The 17,548-nt window shown below is 71.3% G+C and carries 15 protein-coding genes and 1 pseudogene; 4 read left to right on the forward strand and 12 right to left on the reverse strand.

The window, feature by feature from the left end; genetic code table 11:
* Positions 1-86 precede the first annotated feature (86 nt).
* Entirely contained in the window at positions 87-971 is an 885-nt protein-coding gene (locus ABZS54_RS01215) for a universal stress protein (protein ID WP_355529298.1), read from the reverse strand.
* Positions 972-1,054: 83 nt separating this feature from the next.
* Positions 1,055-1,249, reverse strand: a complete 195-nt coding sequence (locus ABZS54_RS01220) for a DUF2304 domain-containing protein (protein ID WP_355529301.1) — start codon at positions 1,247-1,249, stop codon at positions 1,055-1,057.
* Positions 1,250-1,623: 374 nt separating this feature from the next.
* Here ABZS54_RS01220 and ABZS54_RS01225 point away from each other — a divergent pair, with 374 nt between their 5' ends.
* The gene (locus ABZS54_RS01225) at positions 1,624-2,865 is read left to right on the forward strand and encodes a cytochrome P450 (RefSeq protein ID WP_355529304.1); all 1,242 of its coding nucleotides are present in this window, start codon (positions 1,624-1,626) and stop codon (positions 2,863-2,865) included.
* 76 nt (positions 2,866-2,941) lie between these two features.
* Here ABZS54_RS01225 and fxsT read toward each other — a convergent pair whose 3' ends face one another.
* From fxsT to fxsA, 5 genes are all read right to left on the reverse strand, one after another.
* Positions 2,942-6,823, reverse strand: coding sequence for an FxSxx-COOH system tetratricopeptide repeat protein (gene fxsT, locus ABZS54_RS01230; RefSeq protein WP_355529307.1), 3,882 nt, complete (start codon positions 6,821-6,823; stop codon positions 2,942-2,944).
* A gap of 4 nt (positions 6,824-6,827) precedes the next feature.
* Positions 6,828-7,580 (reverse strand): hypothetical protein, encoded by a 753-nt coding sequence (locus ABZS54_RS01235; RefSeq protein ID WP_355529310.1) that lies wholly within the window; start codon positions 7,578-7,580, stop codon positions 6,828-6,830.
* 114 nt (positions 7,581-7,694) lie between these two features.
* Positions 7,695-9,065: an HEXXH motif domain-containing protein gene (locus tag ABZS54_RS01240; protein WP_355529313.1), complete on the reverse strand. Its 1,371-nt coding sequence runs from the start codon at positions 9,063-9,065 to the stop codon at positions 7,695-7,697.
* Entirely contained in the window at positions 9,062-10,216 is a 1,155-nt protein-coding gene (locus tag ABZS54_RS01245) for an FxsB family cyclophane-forming radical SAM/SPASM peptide maturase (RefSeq protein ID WP_355529316.1), read from the reverse strand. The genes ABZS54_RS01240 and ABZS54_RS01245 overlap by 4 nt, the downstream gene beginning before the upstream one ends.
* A 14-nt stretch (positions 10,217-10,230) precedes the next feature.
* Positions 10,231-10,473 carry an FxSxx-COOH cyclophane-containing RiPP peptide gene (gene fxsA, locus ABZS54_RS01250; RefSeq protein ID WP_355529318.1) on the reverse strand — a complete coding sequence of 81 codons (243 nt, stop codon included), beginning with the start codon at positions 10,471-10,473 and terminating at the stop codon, positions 10,231-10,233.
* Positions 10,474-10,770: 297 nt separating this feature from the next.
* Here fxsA and ABZS54_RS01255 point away from each other — a divergent pair, with 297 nt between their 5' ends.
* From ABZS54_RS01255 to ABZS54_RS01265, 3 genes are all read left to right on the forward strand, one after another.
* Entirely contained in the window at positions 10,771-11,850 is a 1,080-nt protein-coding gene (locus ABZS54_RS01255; protein WP_355529321.1) for a toll/interleukin-1 receptor domain-containing protein, read from the forward strand.
* A gap of 104 nt (positions 11,851-11,954) precedes the next feature.
* Positions 11,955-12,920: a hypothetical protein gene (locus tag ABZS54_RS01260; RefSeq protein WP_355529324.1), complete on the forward strand. Its 966-nt coding sequence runs from the start codon at positions 11,955-11,957 to the stop codon at positions 12,918-12,920.
* 70 nt (positions 12,921-12,990) lie between these two features.
* Positions 12,991-13,890, forward strand: a complete 900-nt coding sequence (locus ABZS54_RS01265; RefSeq protein ID WP_355529326.1) for a TIR domain-containing protein — start codon at positions 12,991-12,993, stop codon at positions 13,888-13,890.
* Between the two features lie 22 nt (positions 13,891-13,912).
* On the opposite strand, the gene ABZS54_RS01270 is transcribed toward ABZS54_RS01265, so the two are convergent.
* The 5 genes and pseudogenes from ABZS54_RS01270 to ABZS54_RS01290 form a co-directional block, all read right to left on the reverse strand.
* Complete coding sequence (locus ABZS54_RS01270; protein WP_355529328.1) at positions 13,913-14,566, reverse strand: hemerythrin domain-containing protein; 654 nt, start codon at positions 14,564-14,566, stop codon at positions 13,913-13,915.
* Between the two features lie 184 nt (positions 14,567-14,750).
* Positions 14,751-15,428, reverse strand: a complete 678-nt coding sequence (locus tag ABZS54_RS01275) for a uracil-DNA glycosylase (RefSeq protein ID WP_355529331.1) — start codon at positions 15,426-15,428, stop codon at positions 14,751-14,753.
* A gap of 221 nt (positions 15,429-15,649) precedes the next feature.
* Positions 15,650-16,207: a DoxX family protein gene (locus ABZS54_RS01280; protein ID WP_355529334.1), complete on the reverse strand. Its 558-nt coding sequence runs from the start codon at positions 16,205-16,207 to the stop codon at positions 15,650-15,652.
* A gap of 85 nt (positions 16,208-16,292) precedes the next feature.
* Positions 16,293-17,183: an ABC transporter ATP-binding protein gene (locus ABZS54_RS01285; RefSeq protein WP_355529337.1), complete on the reverse strand. Its 891-nt coding sequence runs from the start codon at positions 17,181-17,183 to the stop codon at positions 16,293-16,295.
* A 109-nt stretch (positions 17,184-17,292) separates the two neighbouring features.
* Positions 17,293-17,548, reverse strand: a pseudogene (locus ABZS54_RS01290) (hypothetical protein); the annotation flags it as partial.

The raw sequence follows: 17,548 nt of genomic DNA on the forward strand, positions 1-17,548 counted from the left end.
ACTGATTGAAGCAATGATGCAATCCCGGCGGGGCCGACGGATCCGGCGCCGCGATCGGGCCCGGACGCGGGCTGCGACCCGGGGGCTCATTCCAGGGGCACCACGAGCACCGGGCAGTGGGCGTGTTCGATCGCGGCGGCCGCGACGTGGCCGACCCAGTGCCGCAGCGGGCCTCGGCGGTGTCGAACGCCGACCACCGCCAGTGCGCTGCCCGCCGATGCCTCCACGAGCGTCCCGGCCGCGTCGGCCATGACCGAGTCCGCGCGTACCTCGACATCGGGAAACTGCTTCCGCGCCCAGGTCAGGGCGCCTTCCAGGGCGGTCGCATGCACCTCGGCGACCGCGCGCATGTCCGCCTCGCTGGGCCCGGCGAGCCCCGCGTAGCCCGGCCAACTCCACGCGTGCACCGCATGCACCGGCATGCCCCACCCACGGGCCGCCTCGAACGCGGCCCGCATCGCCTGACCGTCGCCGTCGCCCTGAATGCCGAGCAGCACGTCCGCGCCGGCCTGCCCGGCCGGCGCCCCGTGCTCGCCGCGCACGATCAGCAGCGGGCACGTCGTCCGCGCGGCCAAGGAACGCGAGACCGAACCCAGGAGCAGGCCGACGAACCCGCCACGCCCACGCGATCCGGCGACCAGCAACTGCGCGCCCTCGGCCGCCGCGAGCAGCGCGTCCCCGGGCAGGCCGTAGCCGACCCGGGCCTGCACGGTCAGGTTCGGATGGCGCCGCACCGCCGCCGCCGCGGCGTCCTGGACCAGCGCCTCGGCCGCCCGAGCGGTTTCCTCGTCCGGTTCCACCGTCTCGAAGCCGGGAGTGGCCATCGGCACCCGGATCGCGTGCACGATGCGCAGCAGTGCGCCGCGCCGGACCGCCGCCTCGGCGGCATGGGCCACCGCCCGGTCGCCGTGCTCCGAGCCGTCCGTGCCCACGACCACCAGGGGTGTGTCGACCTCACCTGTGTTCGCCATGCCTGCTCTCCACTACCGGTGTCGAAACGGCGAAGACCGGCCCGGCGGACCTGCCGCCGAGCCGGTTCGGATGACCGCCGCGATCAGAAGCTCAGGTTGCTCAGCAGGTTCGCGACGCTCTTGCCGCTGCTGTGGATGCTCGGCGCGATCGAGGTGCCGGCGAGATAGAACCCGAGCAGTGAGCACACGATCGCGTGCGGGATTCGCATGCCGCCCTTGCGGATCAGGATGAACACGATGATGGCCAGCAGGACGACGGCGGAAATGGACAAGGCCATGGGGGTGACTCCTCGGGAGGCGCGCTGGGGAGCGCAGGGGACGGATCGTCCGCGCCGATGTCGGGACAGCGCGAAGAGTGCCGGTGGGACGGCGGAACTTCTGTGCTTTTGTCACCATCACAAAAACTAACAGAAAGTGTCTATAAAGTAGCAAAAGGTCACGATTTCGCTCGCTGGGGTCGCTCGCCGTGACAGCGTGTCGCGGCGTGTCGCGGCGTGTCCGGGCGTGTCCAACCCCGCGCCCGGCGTGTCGGGCCGCGGACCGGCGCCGAAATCGCCCGCCGTCACACCTCGATCGCTCTTCCCGACCCACCCGAGCCGTGGAATTCTGGCCGCGCCCGCGCCCAGCCAGCACCACTGCCGGAAGGTCCGCCGTGCCCGAAACCATCGACAGCGCCACCCCCGACGCCACCACGTTCGACGTCTACAGCCCCGACAGCTACGCGGCGGGCCTCCCGCACGCGACGTTCGCCGAGATGCGCCGAAGCGCTCCCGTCTACCGGCACGCCGACCCGGAGCGGCCGGACGGCTTCTGGGCCGTCACCCGGCATGCCGACGTGATCCGGGTGTCCCGAAACCCGGAGATCTTCTCCTCGCGCGAGCGGCTGTCGCTGCTCGTCGAGCCCGAGGAGGACGTGCTCGCCACCCAGCGGCTGATGATGCTCAACATGGACCCGCCGGAGCACTCGCGGCTGCGCAACATCGTCAACAAGGGCTTCACCCCACGCACCACGCTGACCCTGGAGGACAAGGTCCGCGAGGCCTGCGAGCGGATCGTGGCGAGTGCCCTCGACCGGGGCGAGGGCGATTTCGTGGCGATGTGCGCGGCCGAGTTGCCGCTGGTGGTGATCGCCGACCTGATGGGTGTACCGCAGATCGACCGGCATCGGCTGTTCGAGTGGTCGAACAAGCTGGTCGGCGAGGCGGACCCGGACCTGCGCCAGGACGCGGGCGAGGCCCAGCAGGTGCAGATGGAGATGTTCGGCTACGCGGACGCGCTGGGCGCGGCCCGGCGCGAGTGTCCCGTGGACGACATCGTGTCCAAACTGGTGTGCCCCGACCGCGACGGGCAGGAGCTGACCGCGATCGAGTTCGACCTGTTCTTCATGCTGCTGGCGGTGGCCGGCAACGAGACCACCCGCAACGCGATCTCCGGCGGCATGCTCGCGCTGATCGAGCACCCCGAACAGTGGGAGCGGCTGCGCGCCGACCCGGCCGAACTGGCCGGCACCGCGGCCGACGAGATCGTGCGCTGGGTCAGCCCGGTCAACGCCTTCAAGCGCACCGCGGTCCGGAACACCGAGCTGAGCGGGCAGCCGATCGCCGCCGGCGACAAGGTGGTCGTCTACTACGCGTCCGCCAACCACGACGAGGACGTGTTCGTGGACCCCTACCGCCTCGACATCGGGCGCGACCCGAACCCGATGCTCGGCTTCGGCGGCGGTGGGCCGCACTTCTGCCTCGGCCGGCACCTGGCCAAGCTCGAACTGGAGATCATGTTCCGCACCCTGGCGGAGCGGGTGGAGCGGGTCGAACTGCTCGGCCCGGCACGGCGAATGCGGTCCAACTTCCTGAACGGCATCAAGGACATGCCGGTCCGGATCCACCGGGCCTGACCCGACCGCGGACCGAACCGACCGCGGTCGGCCCGACGGGCGTCGGGCCGACCGCGGCACACCGGGGAACCGGTCGTCAGGCGGCGGGCACCTCGATGTCGGTCTCCAACCGGCGGCGTGCCCGCAGCCCCTGGGTGATCGGGTGCTCGTCGCCCAGCTTGCGCCGACACGCCCGCTCGGTGCGGGTGAACCATTCGCGGGACTCGTCCCGCAGGCCGATCTCGCCCAGGCTCTGCACCCGGTTGCAGGCCGCGACCAGGGTGTGCGGGTGATCCGCGCCCAGCAGCGCCTCGTACCGGTCGTAGGTCGCCCGGTCCAGGTCGGCGCACTCGTTGGCCTGGCCCGCCTGGTAGAGGTTGTTCGCGTGGTTGAGCGCCGCGGCCAGGGTGTACGGGTGGTCCTCGCCCAGCAGTTCGCGCAGACCCTCCAGGCTGCGCAGCCCGAGGGCCATCGCCTCCTCGTCCCGGCCGACCGCCCGCAGGTAGATCGACAGGTTGCTGGCGCACCCGAAGGTGAACGGGTGCTGCGCGCCGAACTGCTCGCGGTAGCCCTGGTACGCCTCCTGAGCCAGGTCGAGCGCCGCCTCGTCGTGGCCCATCGCGTGGTTGTCGGCGGCGAGGTTGACCGTGCAGGAGAGCAGCACCGGATGGGTGGGACCGAGGTAGGCCCGGTACTTCTCCAGGGTGTCGCTGTCCAGCGAGCGGGCGTAGCGGGCGTCGCCCGTCTGCCGGATCGTCACCGCGAGGTTCTTGGCGGTGCGCAGCGCGTCCCGGGTGCGACCCATCGTCTCCTCGCGCGCCAGCGTCTGCTGGAGCACCGCCCGCGAGCCCGGGTAGTCGCCCAGCTCGCGCAGGTCGTGGCCGACCTCGTTGGCCAGGAAGCAGGTCCTGGAGTGGTCGTCGCCCTGAATCCGCCGACGCCGGTCGAACGCCTCCTGGTGCACCTCGCGCGCCTCCTCCAGCAGGCCCATCAGGCGCAGTGAGACACCGAGGTTGTTCGCCGCGAGCAGGGTGTCGTTCGCGTCCTCGCCGAAGACCTCGCTGAAGCGCGTGTAGTTGTCCCGATCGGATTCGAGCGCGGTGTGGAAGCGGCCGAGCGAACGCAGGTCGCCGCCGTAGCCGCGGCCGGTGATCAGCGTGTGCGGGTGGTCCGGGCCCAGCGATTCGCGCTGCGCCTCCAAGGTCGCCCGGTCCAGGTCGTACGCCTTGCGGTACTTGCCCTGAGAGCGGTAGACGTTCGCCAACTGGGTGCACATCCGCAACGTCAGCGCGTCGTGCCGGCTGAACCGCGAGCGCCACCGGTCCAGCGCGATCTCGGCGATGTACTGGCCGAATTCCCAGTCGTTGAATCGCCAGGCGAAGCGGACCTGTTCGACGATCCAGCGGCGCACCGACTCCGAGTCGCTCTCCAGCGCGCGCGAGGGCACCAGATGCTTGTAGAGCTCCTCGTACGTCTCCTGGTTGGCCGGGTCGTCCACATCGCCGGGCGCGTTGGCGGCCAGGATCTCCAGCACCCGGGCGCGCCGGGCGGCGTTCTCCTCGGGCGGCATCTGGTCGCGCAACACCGCCTGGACCAGCCGGTGCACCTGGATGGTGTCCTCGCCGCGATCCACCCGGGCCAGCGCGTACCGGCCGAGCTGCTGGAAGATCCGGGACAGCAGGAGCGTGTCGCCGAGCGAGCTGTCCACCCGCACCAGTTCCTGGAGCACCTCGCGCGAGCGCAGCAGCCGCATCGAGATCGAGTCGGGCGACAGGTACGCACACAGTTCGAGCAGCCGCACCGCGGCCGGCTGCCGCTCCTTGAGCTCGTCGAGCGAGACGGTCCAGGTCGCGGCGGCGGTGGTCGGGTAGTCCGGCGGCTGGCCCTCGTCCAGGATCGCGCTGACGCGCGTGTTGACCCGCTCCAGATACTCCTCGACCTGCATCGCCGACTCGGCGAGCCAGGCACCGGCCTGCTCGACCGCCAGCGGCAGGTCGCCCAGCGCGGTGGCCACCTTTTGCGCGTCCGCCTCGGTCAGCGACGGCACCCGGCGCTGGAGCAGTGCCACACTCTCGTCGCGGCGGAACACCGGGACCTCCAGCGGGCGGGCGCTGCGCGCCCAGAGGTCGTTGCGCGAGGTGACCAGGACGTGGCCGTTGACGCTGCCCTGGGGCATCAGGTGGGCCACCGACGCCGGTTCGTCCGCGTTGTCGTAGATCACCAGCCAGCGGTCGTAAGGATCACCCTGTTGCAGGGTCTGCAACACGGTGGCCGCCGCGTCCGTGACGTTCTCCCCGGAGGGCAGGTCGAGCCGATCGCCGAGTCGGGCGAGCTGGGCGGCGACGCCCTGCGCCTGCTCCGCCGACACCCACCAGATGACGTCGTAGTCGGCGGCGAAGCGGTGTGCGTACTCGAGCGCGACCTGGGTCTTGCCGACACCGCCGAGGCCGTGCAGCGCCTGGGGCAGCACAGCGGTGGCGCCCTTGGCGAGTTGGTCGCGCAGCCGCTCCAGGATGTCGTCGCGTCCGGTGAACGCGGGGTGGCGTGGCAACAGTTGGGAGACCCTGGGCTTGGTACCGGGGAACCTGGGGCCGTCTGCGGGCACGGCGTCGGTGGGCGTGCGCCCGAACGCGGTCAGGAGCACGGTGCGGCACTGTTCCTCGGACAGCGAGGTCAAGGTGACCGTCTCGCCGACACCCGGGTCGCTGTCGATCAGGTCGTCCACCCGCAGGGTCACCACGCTCGCCTGGTCGACCGCGGCCAGTCGGCGCAGCGCCGTGCGCATCGCGGTCCAGGATCGGCTGGGCAGCGAGTGGGAGGACGAGACGACCACGACACTGTCGACGTTCTGCAGGTCCTCGACGGAGGTGTCACAGCCACCGGTGCCGACCACCTGGGCGCCCGAGGCGGCCAGTTGGGCGCGCACCCAGTCCACCCACATCCGGTCGCGGGCGCTGTAGAGGATGCGCACCGTGACCGGGGCGGTGTAGCGGATGCGCTCGAAGCGGCGCAGTTCGCGCCGGCGGTCCACCTCTTCGATCGGGTCGAGCCGGGTGATCGCGCCGTCGGTGAGCACGCCGGTCAGCCGCTCGTAGGCGCTGAGCAGGCTGCCTTCCTGGAGCGGCCGGTCGCCGAGCGTGGCCAGGGTCTCCTCGTAGGCGTAGAACGCCTTGTAGGGGATCTCCACCTCGCCCCAGTACTTGGTCCGCTCGGCCTCGGAGCGTTCCGCGAGGAACTCGGCGAAGCGCTCGCGGGCGTGGTCGCGGCCGGCTTCGAGCTTGTCCTTCTCGTCGTCCTCCACGCGCATCGGCACGGGCAGGATGCGCAGCGGGCGGTCGGCCTGGCGGGCGATCGAGCGGGCCACGTTGACGCCGCCGTCGATGGCCTGTTCGTTGAGCGTGAAGCCGTCCACCACGATGTCCGGCAACAGGGTGGTGCAGATGCCGGCGATGTCGTTGAGCCCGGTGCGGCTGTCGATCAGCGCGTAGTCGTAGGACGCGCGCATGTCCTCGCGCAGCGCGTCCAGGAAGCCGATGCCGTGCGGGCTCTCGCAGAAGTCGGCCCAGTTGAAGCCGGCCAGCGTGGCCGCGTACTCGTGGTTCTGCCGGCCCGGGCCGAGGAAGCGGATCAGGCCGCCGTCGGCGAAGTCCCGGTCGACCTTGACCGCGCAGCCGTCCACTCGGCTCTCCGCGTCGCGGCTCGCCTCGATCATCGCGTCCGTACTCGTCGGGGAGCCGACCACCTTGGCGAACGCGCGGATCATGTCGAGCACGCCGCGCGTGTCCTCCAGCCGCTTGTCGATCAGGTACGGGTGGAAGTAGCGGTGCAGGCCCGGTGATTCGAGGTCCCAGTCCACGACGAGCACGCGCTTGCCTCGGGAGGCCAGGATCCAGGCGACGTTGGCCAGGGCCATCGTGCGCCCGGTGCCACCCTTGTACGAGTAGAACGTGACGACGGTTCCCGGCGGGTTGTCGCTCATCGTTTCAGTGCTCCTCAACATCGCCACCGGGTCCCCACAGCAACGGGCGGCGGGGATTGTGTCGGGCCGTGATCCAGCGGGGTCGGGTGGGCAGGTCCGGCCCGGTGCGCGCGTGCATGGGCAGGACCCGGGCAGCGGTCGCAACCGGCGCGGAGCCCGCGTACGGCATTCGGGCGGGGGTGGGGCTCGCGGTGGTGCGCGCGCCGAGGAGTTCGCGTGCCTCGGCCGGCGGCAGCGGGCGCAGCGGGACGCGGTTGACCTCGACCACCACACGCGCCAACTCGGCGATCAGCCGCCGGTAGTCGGCGGAGTGGCCCTCCAGGCGCATCAGGTCGAACAGGCCCTGGCGGGCGTAGATCGGACCGTAGTCGCCGTCGGCGCCCACGTCCGGGGTCGGCTGCTCGCCGGGGCGGGCTTCGGTGGCGCGCCAGCGTACGGTGGCCATCGCGTCGAGTTGTTCGCCGGTGCGCACGCGATGTCCGCGCACTCGTTCGGCCATCACCGCCCATTCGCGCATGGCGTCGGGATCGGCGAGGTAGTCGGGCGAGGCCAGCACCACCGCGGCGGGAACCGAGCAGGCGGCGAACATTTCCGGCGGGTCGCCCGGATCGCGGTCCGCGCACGCCGACAGCAGGCCCCGCGCACCGTCCAGGCCCGGCATTCGGGCGGAGACGGCTTGTTCGAGGTCGGCGTGGAAGCGCTCGACGTAGACACGCTCATCGCCGCACGACCGACTCGTGAAGAAGACCGGTGTCATCTCGACCTCTGCTGTCGGTGCTTCGTTTCGACGCGCGTGGGATTGCCCTCCCCGTCCGTCACTCGTTGTTCCCAGGCTACCCGAGTCCATCACTCGAAGTTACTCCTCGTGACATCAGGTAATCTCATGTTCTCTCTCGTTTCGTATCGTTGCGCCCATGCCCGGGACCGGCCCATCCGAGTCCGCCCCGGCTCCGGCACCGTTTCGCTCCGCCCAGGTCCGCCGGCCCGATCGCACCCGTTCGGCCGCGCGCCGCGCCGCGTCGGCGGGCACGTCCTCGCGCCACCAGGATTCGACGGTGTCCGCCATGCCGGCCACGATCCGCTCGCCGTCCGGCGTCAGTTCGCCGCACGCGCGCAGCGTCCCGATCGCCTCCGCGACGTGCGCACGATGCACGGCGAACTCGGCCTGTGCCCGATCCTGCTCCTCCCCCGCCGCCGTCTGCCGCCGAATCCGCCAGAAGTCCGCGATCCCCAGGTGCGCGTAGGCACCTTGCAGGAGCGCACCCACCGGTCGGGGGTCCAACCGCCAGGGCGCCCGATACCGGAGCGTCGAGCGTTCCGAGAGATTCGTGATGTCCTGTACCGCGCCGAGCTTGTTGTGCTGGAACTCGTGGATCAGTGTCACGGCCAGCGTGATCGGCCCCATCGCCGGCGCCAACGCGATGCTTCCGAACGCGTATCGGGACGACGAACTGAGGCTGACCCCCGGTTCCGCGACCACCGGGACCAGCGTGGACAGCGCCTGGCCCAGACCGGCCGCGTAGGCCCGGTGAGCAACTGCCAGCCGATCCCACGCTTTCCCGAAGTTCCTTTGCAGCAAGGATACTTGGTGCGCGGACAACCGGGCCGTCGGCTCCCAGCGGTGCACGTCGCGATAGGGGTCCACATCCTCGATCGCCAAGGTGGCGGACAACCCGGCGGCCGTGGCGGAACATACCCGATTGGCCTCGCGTCGCGCGAGGAGGTCGACTCGCCACTGCCGTGCGATCGGCGCGGTCCCACCCGTGCCCTCGGCCACGCGCACCCGGCCGAGCGTGGGCAGGTACACCCACCCGTCGACCGCGCGCACCCGGATCCGCTCCCCCGGGGCGTGCTCGGGATCGGCGCGCAGCGCGGCGGCGGCCGCGATCGAGCCGAGGTGGTCGAGCAGCCGATCCGCGTCGGGTGCCGCCGGGCCCGCCTCGGGTCGACGCAGCCTCAACAGGCAGCGCATCGCCCACGCGCCGGTGTACGGATGCATCAGCACCGTCCGGGCCGCCTGCGGCGCCGTGCGCTGGATCTGGGCGAGCAGGTCCAGCGCGTCGACCAGGTGTGCCGTGCGGGTGCCCGGCAGCCGCTCGCGGGCGGTGGCGACCACCGCGTACACCTGGAGCAGTCGGCGGCTCTCCTGGGCCCGCACAAGAGCGGCCACGGCCTCGGATCCGCCGTAGCCCGCGGCGAGTTCGGCGAACACCGCGGCGTCGAGGCGATGCGTGCCGATCATCGCCGACGCTCCGGGCCCACCAGCGCACGCACGTCGGCACGCACCCGAACCGCCACGTGCTCGATCAGTGCCCGCAGGTCGGCGCAGTACACCGAGGGATTGTCGAATCCGTTGGCCGGGTGGTAGCGATGCGCCCGCAGGCCGCCTCCGCAGGTGCGCAACACCGGACAGCGCCGGCAGGTCGGGCTCGGCTCGGCGATGCCTGCGCCGGAGCCGGCGAAGGCGGTCGCGGCGAGCACGGCCGCCGGGTCGTGCCGGAAGACGTCCAGCCCGGTGGCCGCCGCCCCGTCGTAGGCGGCCTTGAGGGCGTCCTGCCGCTCGAAGGTGCCATCCGTCTCGATCACCACCGAGCCCGCCGGGCTCAGTCCGAGCGTCTCGCTGCGCACGGCCCGACCCAGGGTCAGGTCGACCAGGTCCTCCAGGATGCGCACGCGGGTCTCCCGCACCGGTGCGCCGTACCAGCGGTCGAAGACGGCGATCAGCCAGTTCGCATGTGCGGTTTCGCCGGCGCGCGCGTCGGGCGGCGGATACTCCCACGTGGCGTGCGGGAGCAGCAGGTCGATCATCGGCGGTGCGTGCGCGAGCAGTTCCTCGTAGGTGGCGACCGGATCGTTCGCCAGGTCGATCGTGGCGAGCAGTCCGCCGTACAGGGGCCGGTAGCGCGGCCGGCGCAGCAGTTCGATACCGCGCACCGTCTCGGCGTGGCTGCCTCTTCCGTCCGGCCCGCGCCGGTGCCGGTCGTGGGCGAACTCGTCGCCGTCGAGCGAGACACCGACCCGGATCCGGTGCGCGAGCAGCACCTCGGCGCAACGCTCGTCCAGGAGCACCCCGTTGGTCTGCAGCGTGAAGCGCGGCTCGGCCACGCCCGCCAGCGCGGCCCGTAATTCGCTCGCGATGGCGTCGAGTCGATCGGGTCCGACGAGCAATGGCTCACCACCGTGCAGCACGATGTCCAGCGTCCGCAGGCCGGCCCGCTCGGCATGGGCGCGCAGCCATCGACCCAGCGCGACCACCGTCTCGTCGGCGATCAGGCGGGGCCGGTTCCGCCAGCCCTGGTCCCGGAGTTCGTACACATAGCAGTAATCGCACGCCAGGTTGCAGCGCGCGGCGATCTTGACGATGAATTGCCGAAACGGTATCGCCTCGTTCATCGGCCCTCCCACGGTCAGTTCCGAATGCCGGAACTCCCGTCCGACCGGGGTTCGTCGGCACCGTCGTCCGCGTCGGCCGGCACCCATATCTCGGCGAAGGCGGGCTCGACGGCGCTGTCGAAGGTGGCGACCACCGCCTCCGAGGGCTCCTCGGACTCGCGAATCAACCGGCGCAGCGCGGAGCCGAGCACGGAGGCCGGCAGGTCGTCCAGATCGTCGAGACAGAGCCCGTCGAGGTCCGGCAGAGCCGACTCCACGCCACCGCGCTCCCCTTGCATCCGCAGGTCCCCCGTTCTCCCGCGTCGCCCGGACGTTCGAGTCCGTGTCGGACGACCGGCGTGTGCCGTTCGCGCGTGCCGTCCGAGTGAAACCCGTACATTCGAGTGCGGAACGTATCGCCACGATTACACAAGCCTTCCTATACTAGCCGGGCCGGGTCGGCCTGCGCGATGCTCTGTGTGGGCAGAGTCGTACACACGAACGGCCACGGGGGACGGCAGTTGCTGGAACCCGCCGCCTCCGGCGCGTGGGTATCGCTCGGCCGTCCTTGTACGGTGCTCGATCCCGGGGGTCGCTTGGTGGACTACGACTTCTTCACGAGTCACGTCGCCGACCGTGATCCCAAGTGGGCTGCCCGCTTTCACGACGACATCGAGGCGGAACTGCGGCGCGCGGGCGACGGGGTGCGGGCGGCGATCCGGTTGCAGCCCACCTTCGGGCCGATCCAGGTTCCGGACGGGGATCCGCCCGCGCAGGCGCGGGCGATGGTCGCGCTGTGCTCGGACGACTACTTCGAGGATCTGGACTGCGGGCGCGACTGGGCGGTGTTCACCGACCGGTTGCGTCGACACGAGTCGATCGTGGGCGTCTCGCCGCCGAATCTGATCGCGGTGCCCTGGACCACGATGGAGCAACCGCTCCCGGCCGCCCTCGGCGCGATCGAGTGGCCCGCCGGGATCGCCGGGCCCGGCGGCGGCCCGAGCGTGTTCGACATGCTGCGGCTGGGCGGCATCCGCGACCTCGGGTACGTGCGCGCCGTGCGCACGGTCGCCGATCGGGTGGCCGCGGCGCTGCACCATCGGCTCGCGCCGCTGAGCCCCGGCGAAGCGGCCGAGGTCGAGCCGCTGTTCGGCAGCCACGAGGCCGGCACCCGCACACTGCCCGAGACACCGCGCCGGCTGCCCATCCTGGAACCGGTCCCACCGGCCCGCACCGACCTGGTGATCAGCTACGTGGGCAACGACCTCGCCTGGGCCGACTGGGTCAGCGAGGTGCTCACCTTCGAGGACTACCGGGTCTCGCTGAGCCGCTGGGACTGGAGCGCGGGGGTGAGCTTCGGCAAGGCGATGGCCCAGGCGCGCGGGTTGGGCGAGCACGTGATCGCGCTCTTCTCCGAGCACTACTTCGAGGCCAGACGACTGGCCATGGACGAATGGGAGGAGGCCCTGGGCGATGCGGACTCCGGGGGCAGGCTGTTGCCGATCGTGGTCGGTCGCACCCAGGTGCCGTCGATGTTCCGCGGCGTCCGGCCGGTCGACCTGACGGAGGCGGACGCGGTCGGCCAGCGCGATCTCCTCGTGGAGGCGGTGCACCGGTTCGCGCCGTTGCCCGCGCGGAATCCGGGGTTCGCCTGACCGTGTCGGACCCGATACCCTCGCCGCCGCGCCCACCGAGACCGGCCGGACCGCCCAGGATCCCGCCTCCGCCCCCGCCGCGCTCACCCACGGACAATCCGCCGGTGTGGCGCGTCCCGGGCACCAGAGGGCGCTTCTACGGGCGTGACGGCACGCTCGCCGACCTGCGCACGCTGCTCCAGGTCGAGCACCGTGTCGTGCTGCGTCCGCAGGACGACCTGCCCGGCCTGGGCACCACCCATCTGGCCCGCGAGTACGCCTACCGGCACCGGCATCTGTACGACGTGGTGTGGTGGTTCGACTGCGCCGCCCGCCCCACCGAGAGCGGCGTCGCATTCGTGCACCGCGTGCTCGAACAGCTGGCCGACCTCGGGCACCGGGTCGACCAGCAGGTCGGCCCGAAGCACGAACTGGTCTCGCGCGAGGGTTGGTTGCTGGTCTTCGACGAGGTCGACCGGCCGGGTCTGATCGGCGAGATGATTCCGGCCGGCCCCGGCCACGTGCTGATCACCAGCACCGACCCGCTCGCCCGCCATCTGGGCAGCACGGTCGATCTGCCGCCGCTGGACCGGGGTTCGTCGGTGCTGATGCTCTTCGACGCGCACCGCGAATTCGAGCTGGAGATGGTCACGGCCGAGGCGATCGCCGCGTTCGTCGGCGACCGGCCCGCGGCGATCGCCCGGATCGCCGAACTCTTCGCGTCCGGCCTGGTGACCCCGGACGTGACACTCGAACTGCTGCGCTTCGGGAACATGGCCAAGCTGTCCCGGACCATCCCGCAGAACCAGGTCGTCTACCTCGCCGACCTGTTCCTGGCCGTGCGCGGGCTGCGGGCACCGGACACCTGGTCGATCTGGCTGGATCTGTCCGAGGACTATCTCGAACACCAGTTGTTGCACCGGCACATGACCGACGCACGGTCGATGCTGTTGCACATGATCCGGACCCTGGTCAACGGCCCGGAACCGATCCACTCGCTGCAGTGCCTGTGCCGCGCACTGCACGACGTTCTGCCCAACACCCAGGGCGTCGAGGAGGTCTGTCGGGCGATCGACAACCTGCCCGGCTGAACGGGTGGCTCCGCTTCCGTATCGGACGAAGGAGCCGAATCCGGCCGGCCGGTGCGCGATGCTGGTACGCATGGCGAACGACGGGGAGCACGGGGGCGACACGGTGCGCTACTTCATCAGCCACGCCGGTTCGGACACCGCCTGGGCGGAGTGGGTCGCCGGCCAACTCGTCCAGGCCGGCCTGGATGTCGAACTCGACGCGTGGGACTGGGCGACAGGCGAGAACCTGACCACCAAGGTCAGCCGCGCGCTGGACGGCGCGGGGCACATGATCGCGCTGTTCTCGCCCGCGTACTTCGTGCCGGAGCGCTGGACCACGGTCGAGTGGACCGCGATGTCGGACGCGCTGCGCGGCAGCGGCCGCCGGCTGATCCCGCTCGTGGTCCACGAGTTGGACCGCGAGCAGATCCCGTCCGTGCTGCGGCCGTTGTTGCGCAAGACGCTGTATGGCAAGTCCGAGGAGGACGCGCACGAGGCACTGATGACGGCGATCCACGGACCGACCCGGCCCAGCGACCCACCGGCGTTCCCCGGCCCGCGCACGGGCGCGGGCAGCCCCCCGGCTCCGCCCGCGGTCGCGCCCGCGCCCACTTCGCCGTCCGCACCCGTGCTGCCGGCCGCGCCGGTGCTGCGCCGCACCATCACGCCCGGGCATACCCGCGAGTTGACCGACGCGATCCTGGCCGTGCCCCGGGTCGCCCGGACCGACCTGTGGAACCTGTGGCTGGATCTGGCCGAGGGCTACTTCGAACGACCGCTGCCCCGCGAGCAGATCGCCGCGCCGCGGATCATGCTGCTGCGGCTGATCCACGACCTGTCCACGCTCGCCGAGCCGGACCCGGCGCGCGCCCTGGACGCGCTGGTGCGCGCGCTCGGCGACGTGCAGCCGACCGGGCCGGAGATCGAACACGTGCGAGCGCTGCTGGCCGAGTTGACCCGCCCGACCGACGCGGCCGACCGGGCCTCCTGAGCCGGGCCGCGCCGCGCCGGCGTCAACTCCCGTACGCGGCCCGCCGACGCCGCTCGTAGGCCCGCCGCCAGCCGGCCCGCCACAACAGGGCGGTGCCGGGCGGGATCCAGCGCAGCACCCGCCGTCGTTCGGCGTCGGTGGCGTGGTGCAGGTGGAAGGCGACGAACGCGGGCAGGTCGCGGCCCCAGACCCGCACGGTGCGGGTCGGCATGCGCCCGTCGGGCGTGCCGCGCACGTGTCGGCGCATCAGCGGGAACAACTGGTGCTCCTCGGCCAGACTGTGCCGGGCCACCAGTTCGTACAGCCGCCCGATCGCGGGGGAACGGTCGCGCAGCGGCACGCTCGGGTCGGCCACACGAAGCATCGCGGCCTCCAGGGCCGAGTGGTCCACCTGGAACGCGGTCACGGTGCGGGCGGCGCGCGGTGAACCGGCGCGCACCCACGGATACAGGACGGTGTGTTCCTCGCGGTGATGCGCGCGCAGGAAGCGCAGCACGAGCGCGAGGTGCTCCTCGATCGCGCGCACGCGCAGGATGTCGACCGGGTCGAGGTGTCGGGTCACCTCGGTCAGTCGGGCCAATTCCTCGCGCAGACCTCGGTGGGCGACATAGCCGGGGGTGAGGTCGAGGGCGGGGGTGGGAGTGGGGGTTACGGGTGAAACGGTGGTCGTCGACACGGGGGCCGCCTCGGAGGCATGGAAAGGGGGAGCCTCACACCGTAAAGGCATGCCGTAGGTCTTCCGCACCGATGCAAGGAGATTTCCGGCCATTCCCGATCGACGCCCGTTTCCGGTCCGATACCGGCCGAGCCGATACCGAACCGGAACGCCGGTTGTCGTTTTTCTTTGCGCCTGGCGCGCGCTACTTCTTGAGGTTGGGGATCGTCCAGTCGATCGCCTTGTGCCCCATGGTCGCGAGCGCGGCATCTATCTGCGAGAACGGCTTGCTGCCGTGGAAGAGCTTCGCGGACAGCGGCGAGGGGTGCGCGCCCTGCACGATGGTGTGCTTGGCGGTGTCGATCAGCGCCGCCTTCTTCTTCGCGTGCCCGCCCCACAACACGAACACCACCGGCTCGTCCCGGTCGCTCACCGCCTTGATCACCGCGTCGGTGAACTTCTCCCAGCCGCGGCCCTTGTGCGACGCGGCCTCGTGCGCACGCACGGTGAGCACGGTGTTCATCAGCAGCACACCCTGCTGTGCCCACGGCATCAGGTAACCGTTGTCGGGGATGGGCAGACCGATGTCCGCGTGCATCTCCTTGTAGATGTTGCGCAGCGACGGCGGGATCTTGACCTCGGGCCGCACCGAGAAGCACATGCCGTGCGCCTGGTTGTCGTCGTGGTACGGGTCCTGCCCGACGATGAACACCCGGACGTCGTCGTACGGCGTCGCCTCCAGGGCCGCGAACACCTCGTCGTCCGGCGGGAAGATCTGGTGTTCCTTGCGTTCCGCGTCCACATACGCGGTCAGCTCGGCGTAGTAGGGCTTCGCCAACTCCTCCGCGAGCACGGGCTGCCAGGACTCGGGCAACGTCTGCACAGCAAGAACCTCCACACGAGGGCGCAACGCCCATGGATCAACGTGGGATCCAACGTAGTCGCTCGCCCGGACACCTCGGTCCGCACCGAGTGGATCGGTGCGGACCGAGGCGGTCGAAGTATTCCGCGGCGACCGTCTCGCCCGGCTTGCCCGTCGACCGTCTCGTCCGGCCTGCGTCCGGGGGTCTCGCCCGACTCGCGCTCCGAAGGTCTCGTCCGGCTCTACGCCTCGAGCGTCTCGTCCGGCTTCGGGTCCGGCTTGTAGCAGAGCTTCATCAGCAGCGCGGCGTTCGCGACGCCGACGCCGGCCGCGAACAGCGCCGGGCGCAGGCCCGACTTCCTGCGACCGATCAGCGCGTCCACCGAATACCTGCCGTTGCCGAGCGCGGCGAGCGCGACGGCGGCACCGCCGACCATGGCGGTGTACTCCCAGCCGCCCTTGAAGACGAAGAAGCCCTTGCCCTTGTGGTCGGTTGCCGCCGCGACGCTCATCAGCCCCACCGTCGCCGCCGCGGGCAGCGGGTTGGCCACGCCGAGCGCGATACCGACACCGGCCGCCATCTCGGTGCCCGCCGCCAGGCGCGCGTGCACCTCGGCGGGCTTGAGGCCGAGCGACTCGAACCAGCCGGTGGTGCCGGCGAGGCCGCCGGGGCCGGCGACCTTGTTGTAACCGTGCGCAAAGAGCATCGGACCGAGCGTCGCGCGCAGCACGAGCGCCGCCACATCGCGGCCTTCGGTCGCCACCGCGGCCTTCTTCTTGCCGAACATTGCCCACCTCATCAACTGACGCATCGTCACATTTCTGTGGGCAACCTACCCGAACACCCGGCGCGGGCGAGGACCGGGCGGCCTGCGGCCGAGGCCCTCACGCCCCGGACGGGCCGATCCCGGCGTGGTCGGCACGGTCGGCGCTCACCCGCGCGGCGACATCGGCACCCGTCTCCGCCTCTGCGCCCGCGCCTGCCCCCGCCTCTGCGCCTGCCCCGACCATTCTGGGAACCACGACAGGGGTGTCGTCCCCCGGCGCCCGGAGGATGTCCGCGTCCACGTCGTACAGCGCCCGCACCAGGGTCGCGTCCACGACCTCCTTCGGCGGCCCGGACGCGATCACCTCGCCCGCCCGCATCGCGACCAGCACATCCGCGTACCGAGCCGCCGACGCCAGGTCGTGCAGCACCATCAGCACCGTGCGCCCGCCCGCGGCGACCTGCCGGACCAGGCCCAGCACCTCGACCGCGTGTCCGAGGTCCAGCGCCGAGGTCGGCTCGTCGAGCAGCATCACCGGCGCCTCCTGCGCGATCACCATCGCGACCCAGCAGCGCTGTCGCTGCCCGCCGGAGAGCCGATCCAGGCGCCGATCAGCCAGGTCCAGCACGCCGGTCGCGGTCAACGCGTCCCGGCAGACCCGCTCGTCCGCGCGCGACCACTGGCGGAACAGCCCCTGGTGCGGATGCCGGCCATAGCGCACGAGTCCGGCCACGGTGACCGCCTCCGGTGCGGTCGGGTTCTGCGGCAACAGCCCTACCCGGTGCGCGGCCTGACGCGGCTTCAGTTGCCAGATGTCGTCGCCGCCGACACTGACCCGACCCGAATCCGGCTTGTGCAGGCGCGCGATCGAACGGAGCAACGTGGACTTGCCGCAACCGTTGGGCCCGACGATCGCGACCACACTGCCCGCGGCCACGGACAGGTCCACGCCCGACACGGCACGATGCCCCGGATATCCGGCGTGCAGATCTTCCACGAGCAATTCCATGGGCGGACCCTCCCGGCCGTACACAGCAAATGTAAGGCGAGGCTAACCTAAATGGTCACGCGGCCGACACCGTCGGCCCCGATCGAAGTGCGGTACATCGTCGGCCCGGTCAGCGAGTGCCGATCTCGCGGAACCACTGGGCCCCGACCCGACCGGTGCGGTCCGCGAACAGCAGCGCCTCCCGGCCGTGCCAGGCGAGCGCGGTCACCGGCGCCGAGACGTGCCGTCGGGCCAGCGGGGTCGGCGCCCGACGGGCCGAGCCGGCGCGCACGTCCCACACCACGAGCATGCCGTCGCCACCCGACGTGGCCATCAGGCCGCCGCCCCCCGGCCGCCAACTCGGCGCGCACGCCTGCGGTTGGGCG

Source organism: Embleya sp. NPDC005575 (genome assembly GCF_040605455.1).
In the GTDB taxonomy this organism is placed as follows: Bacteria; Actinomycetota; Actinomycetes; order Streptomycetales; family Streptomycetaceae; genus Embleya.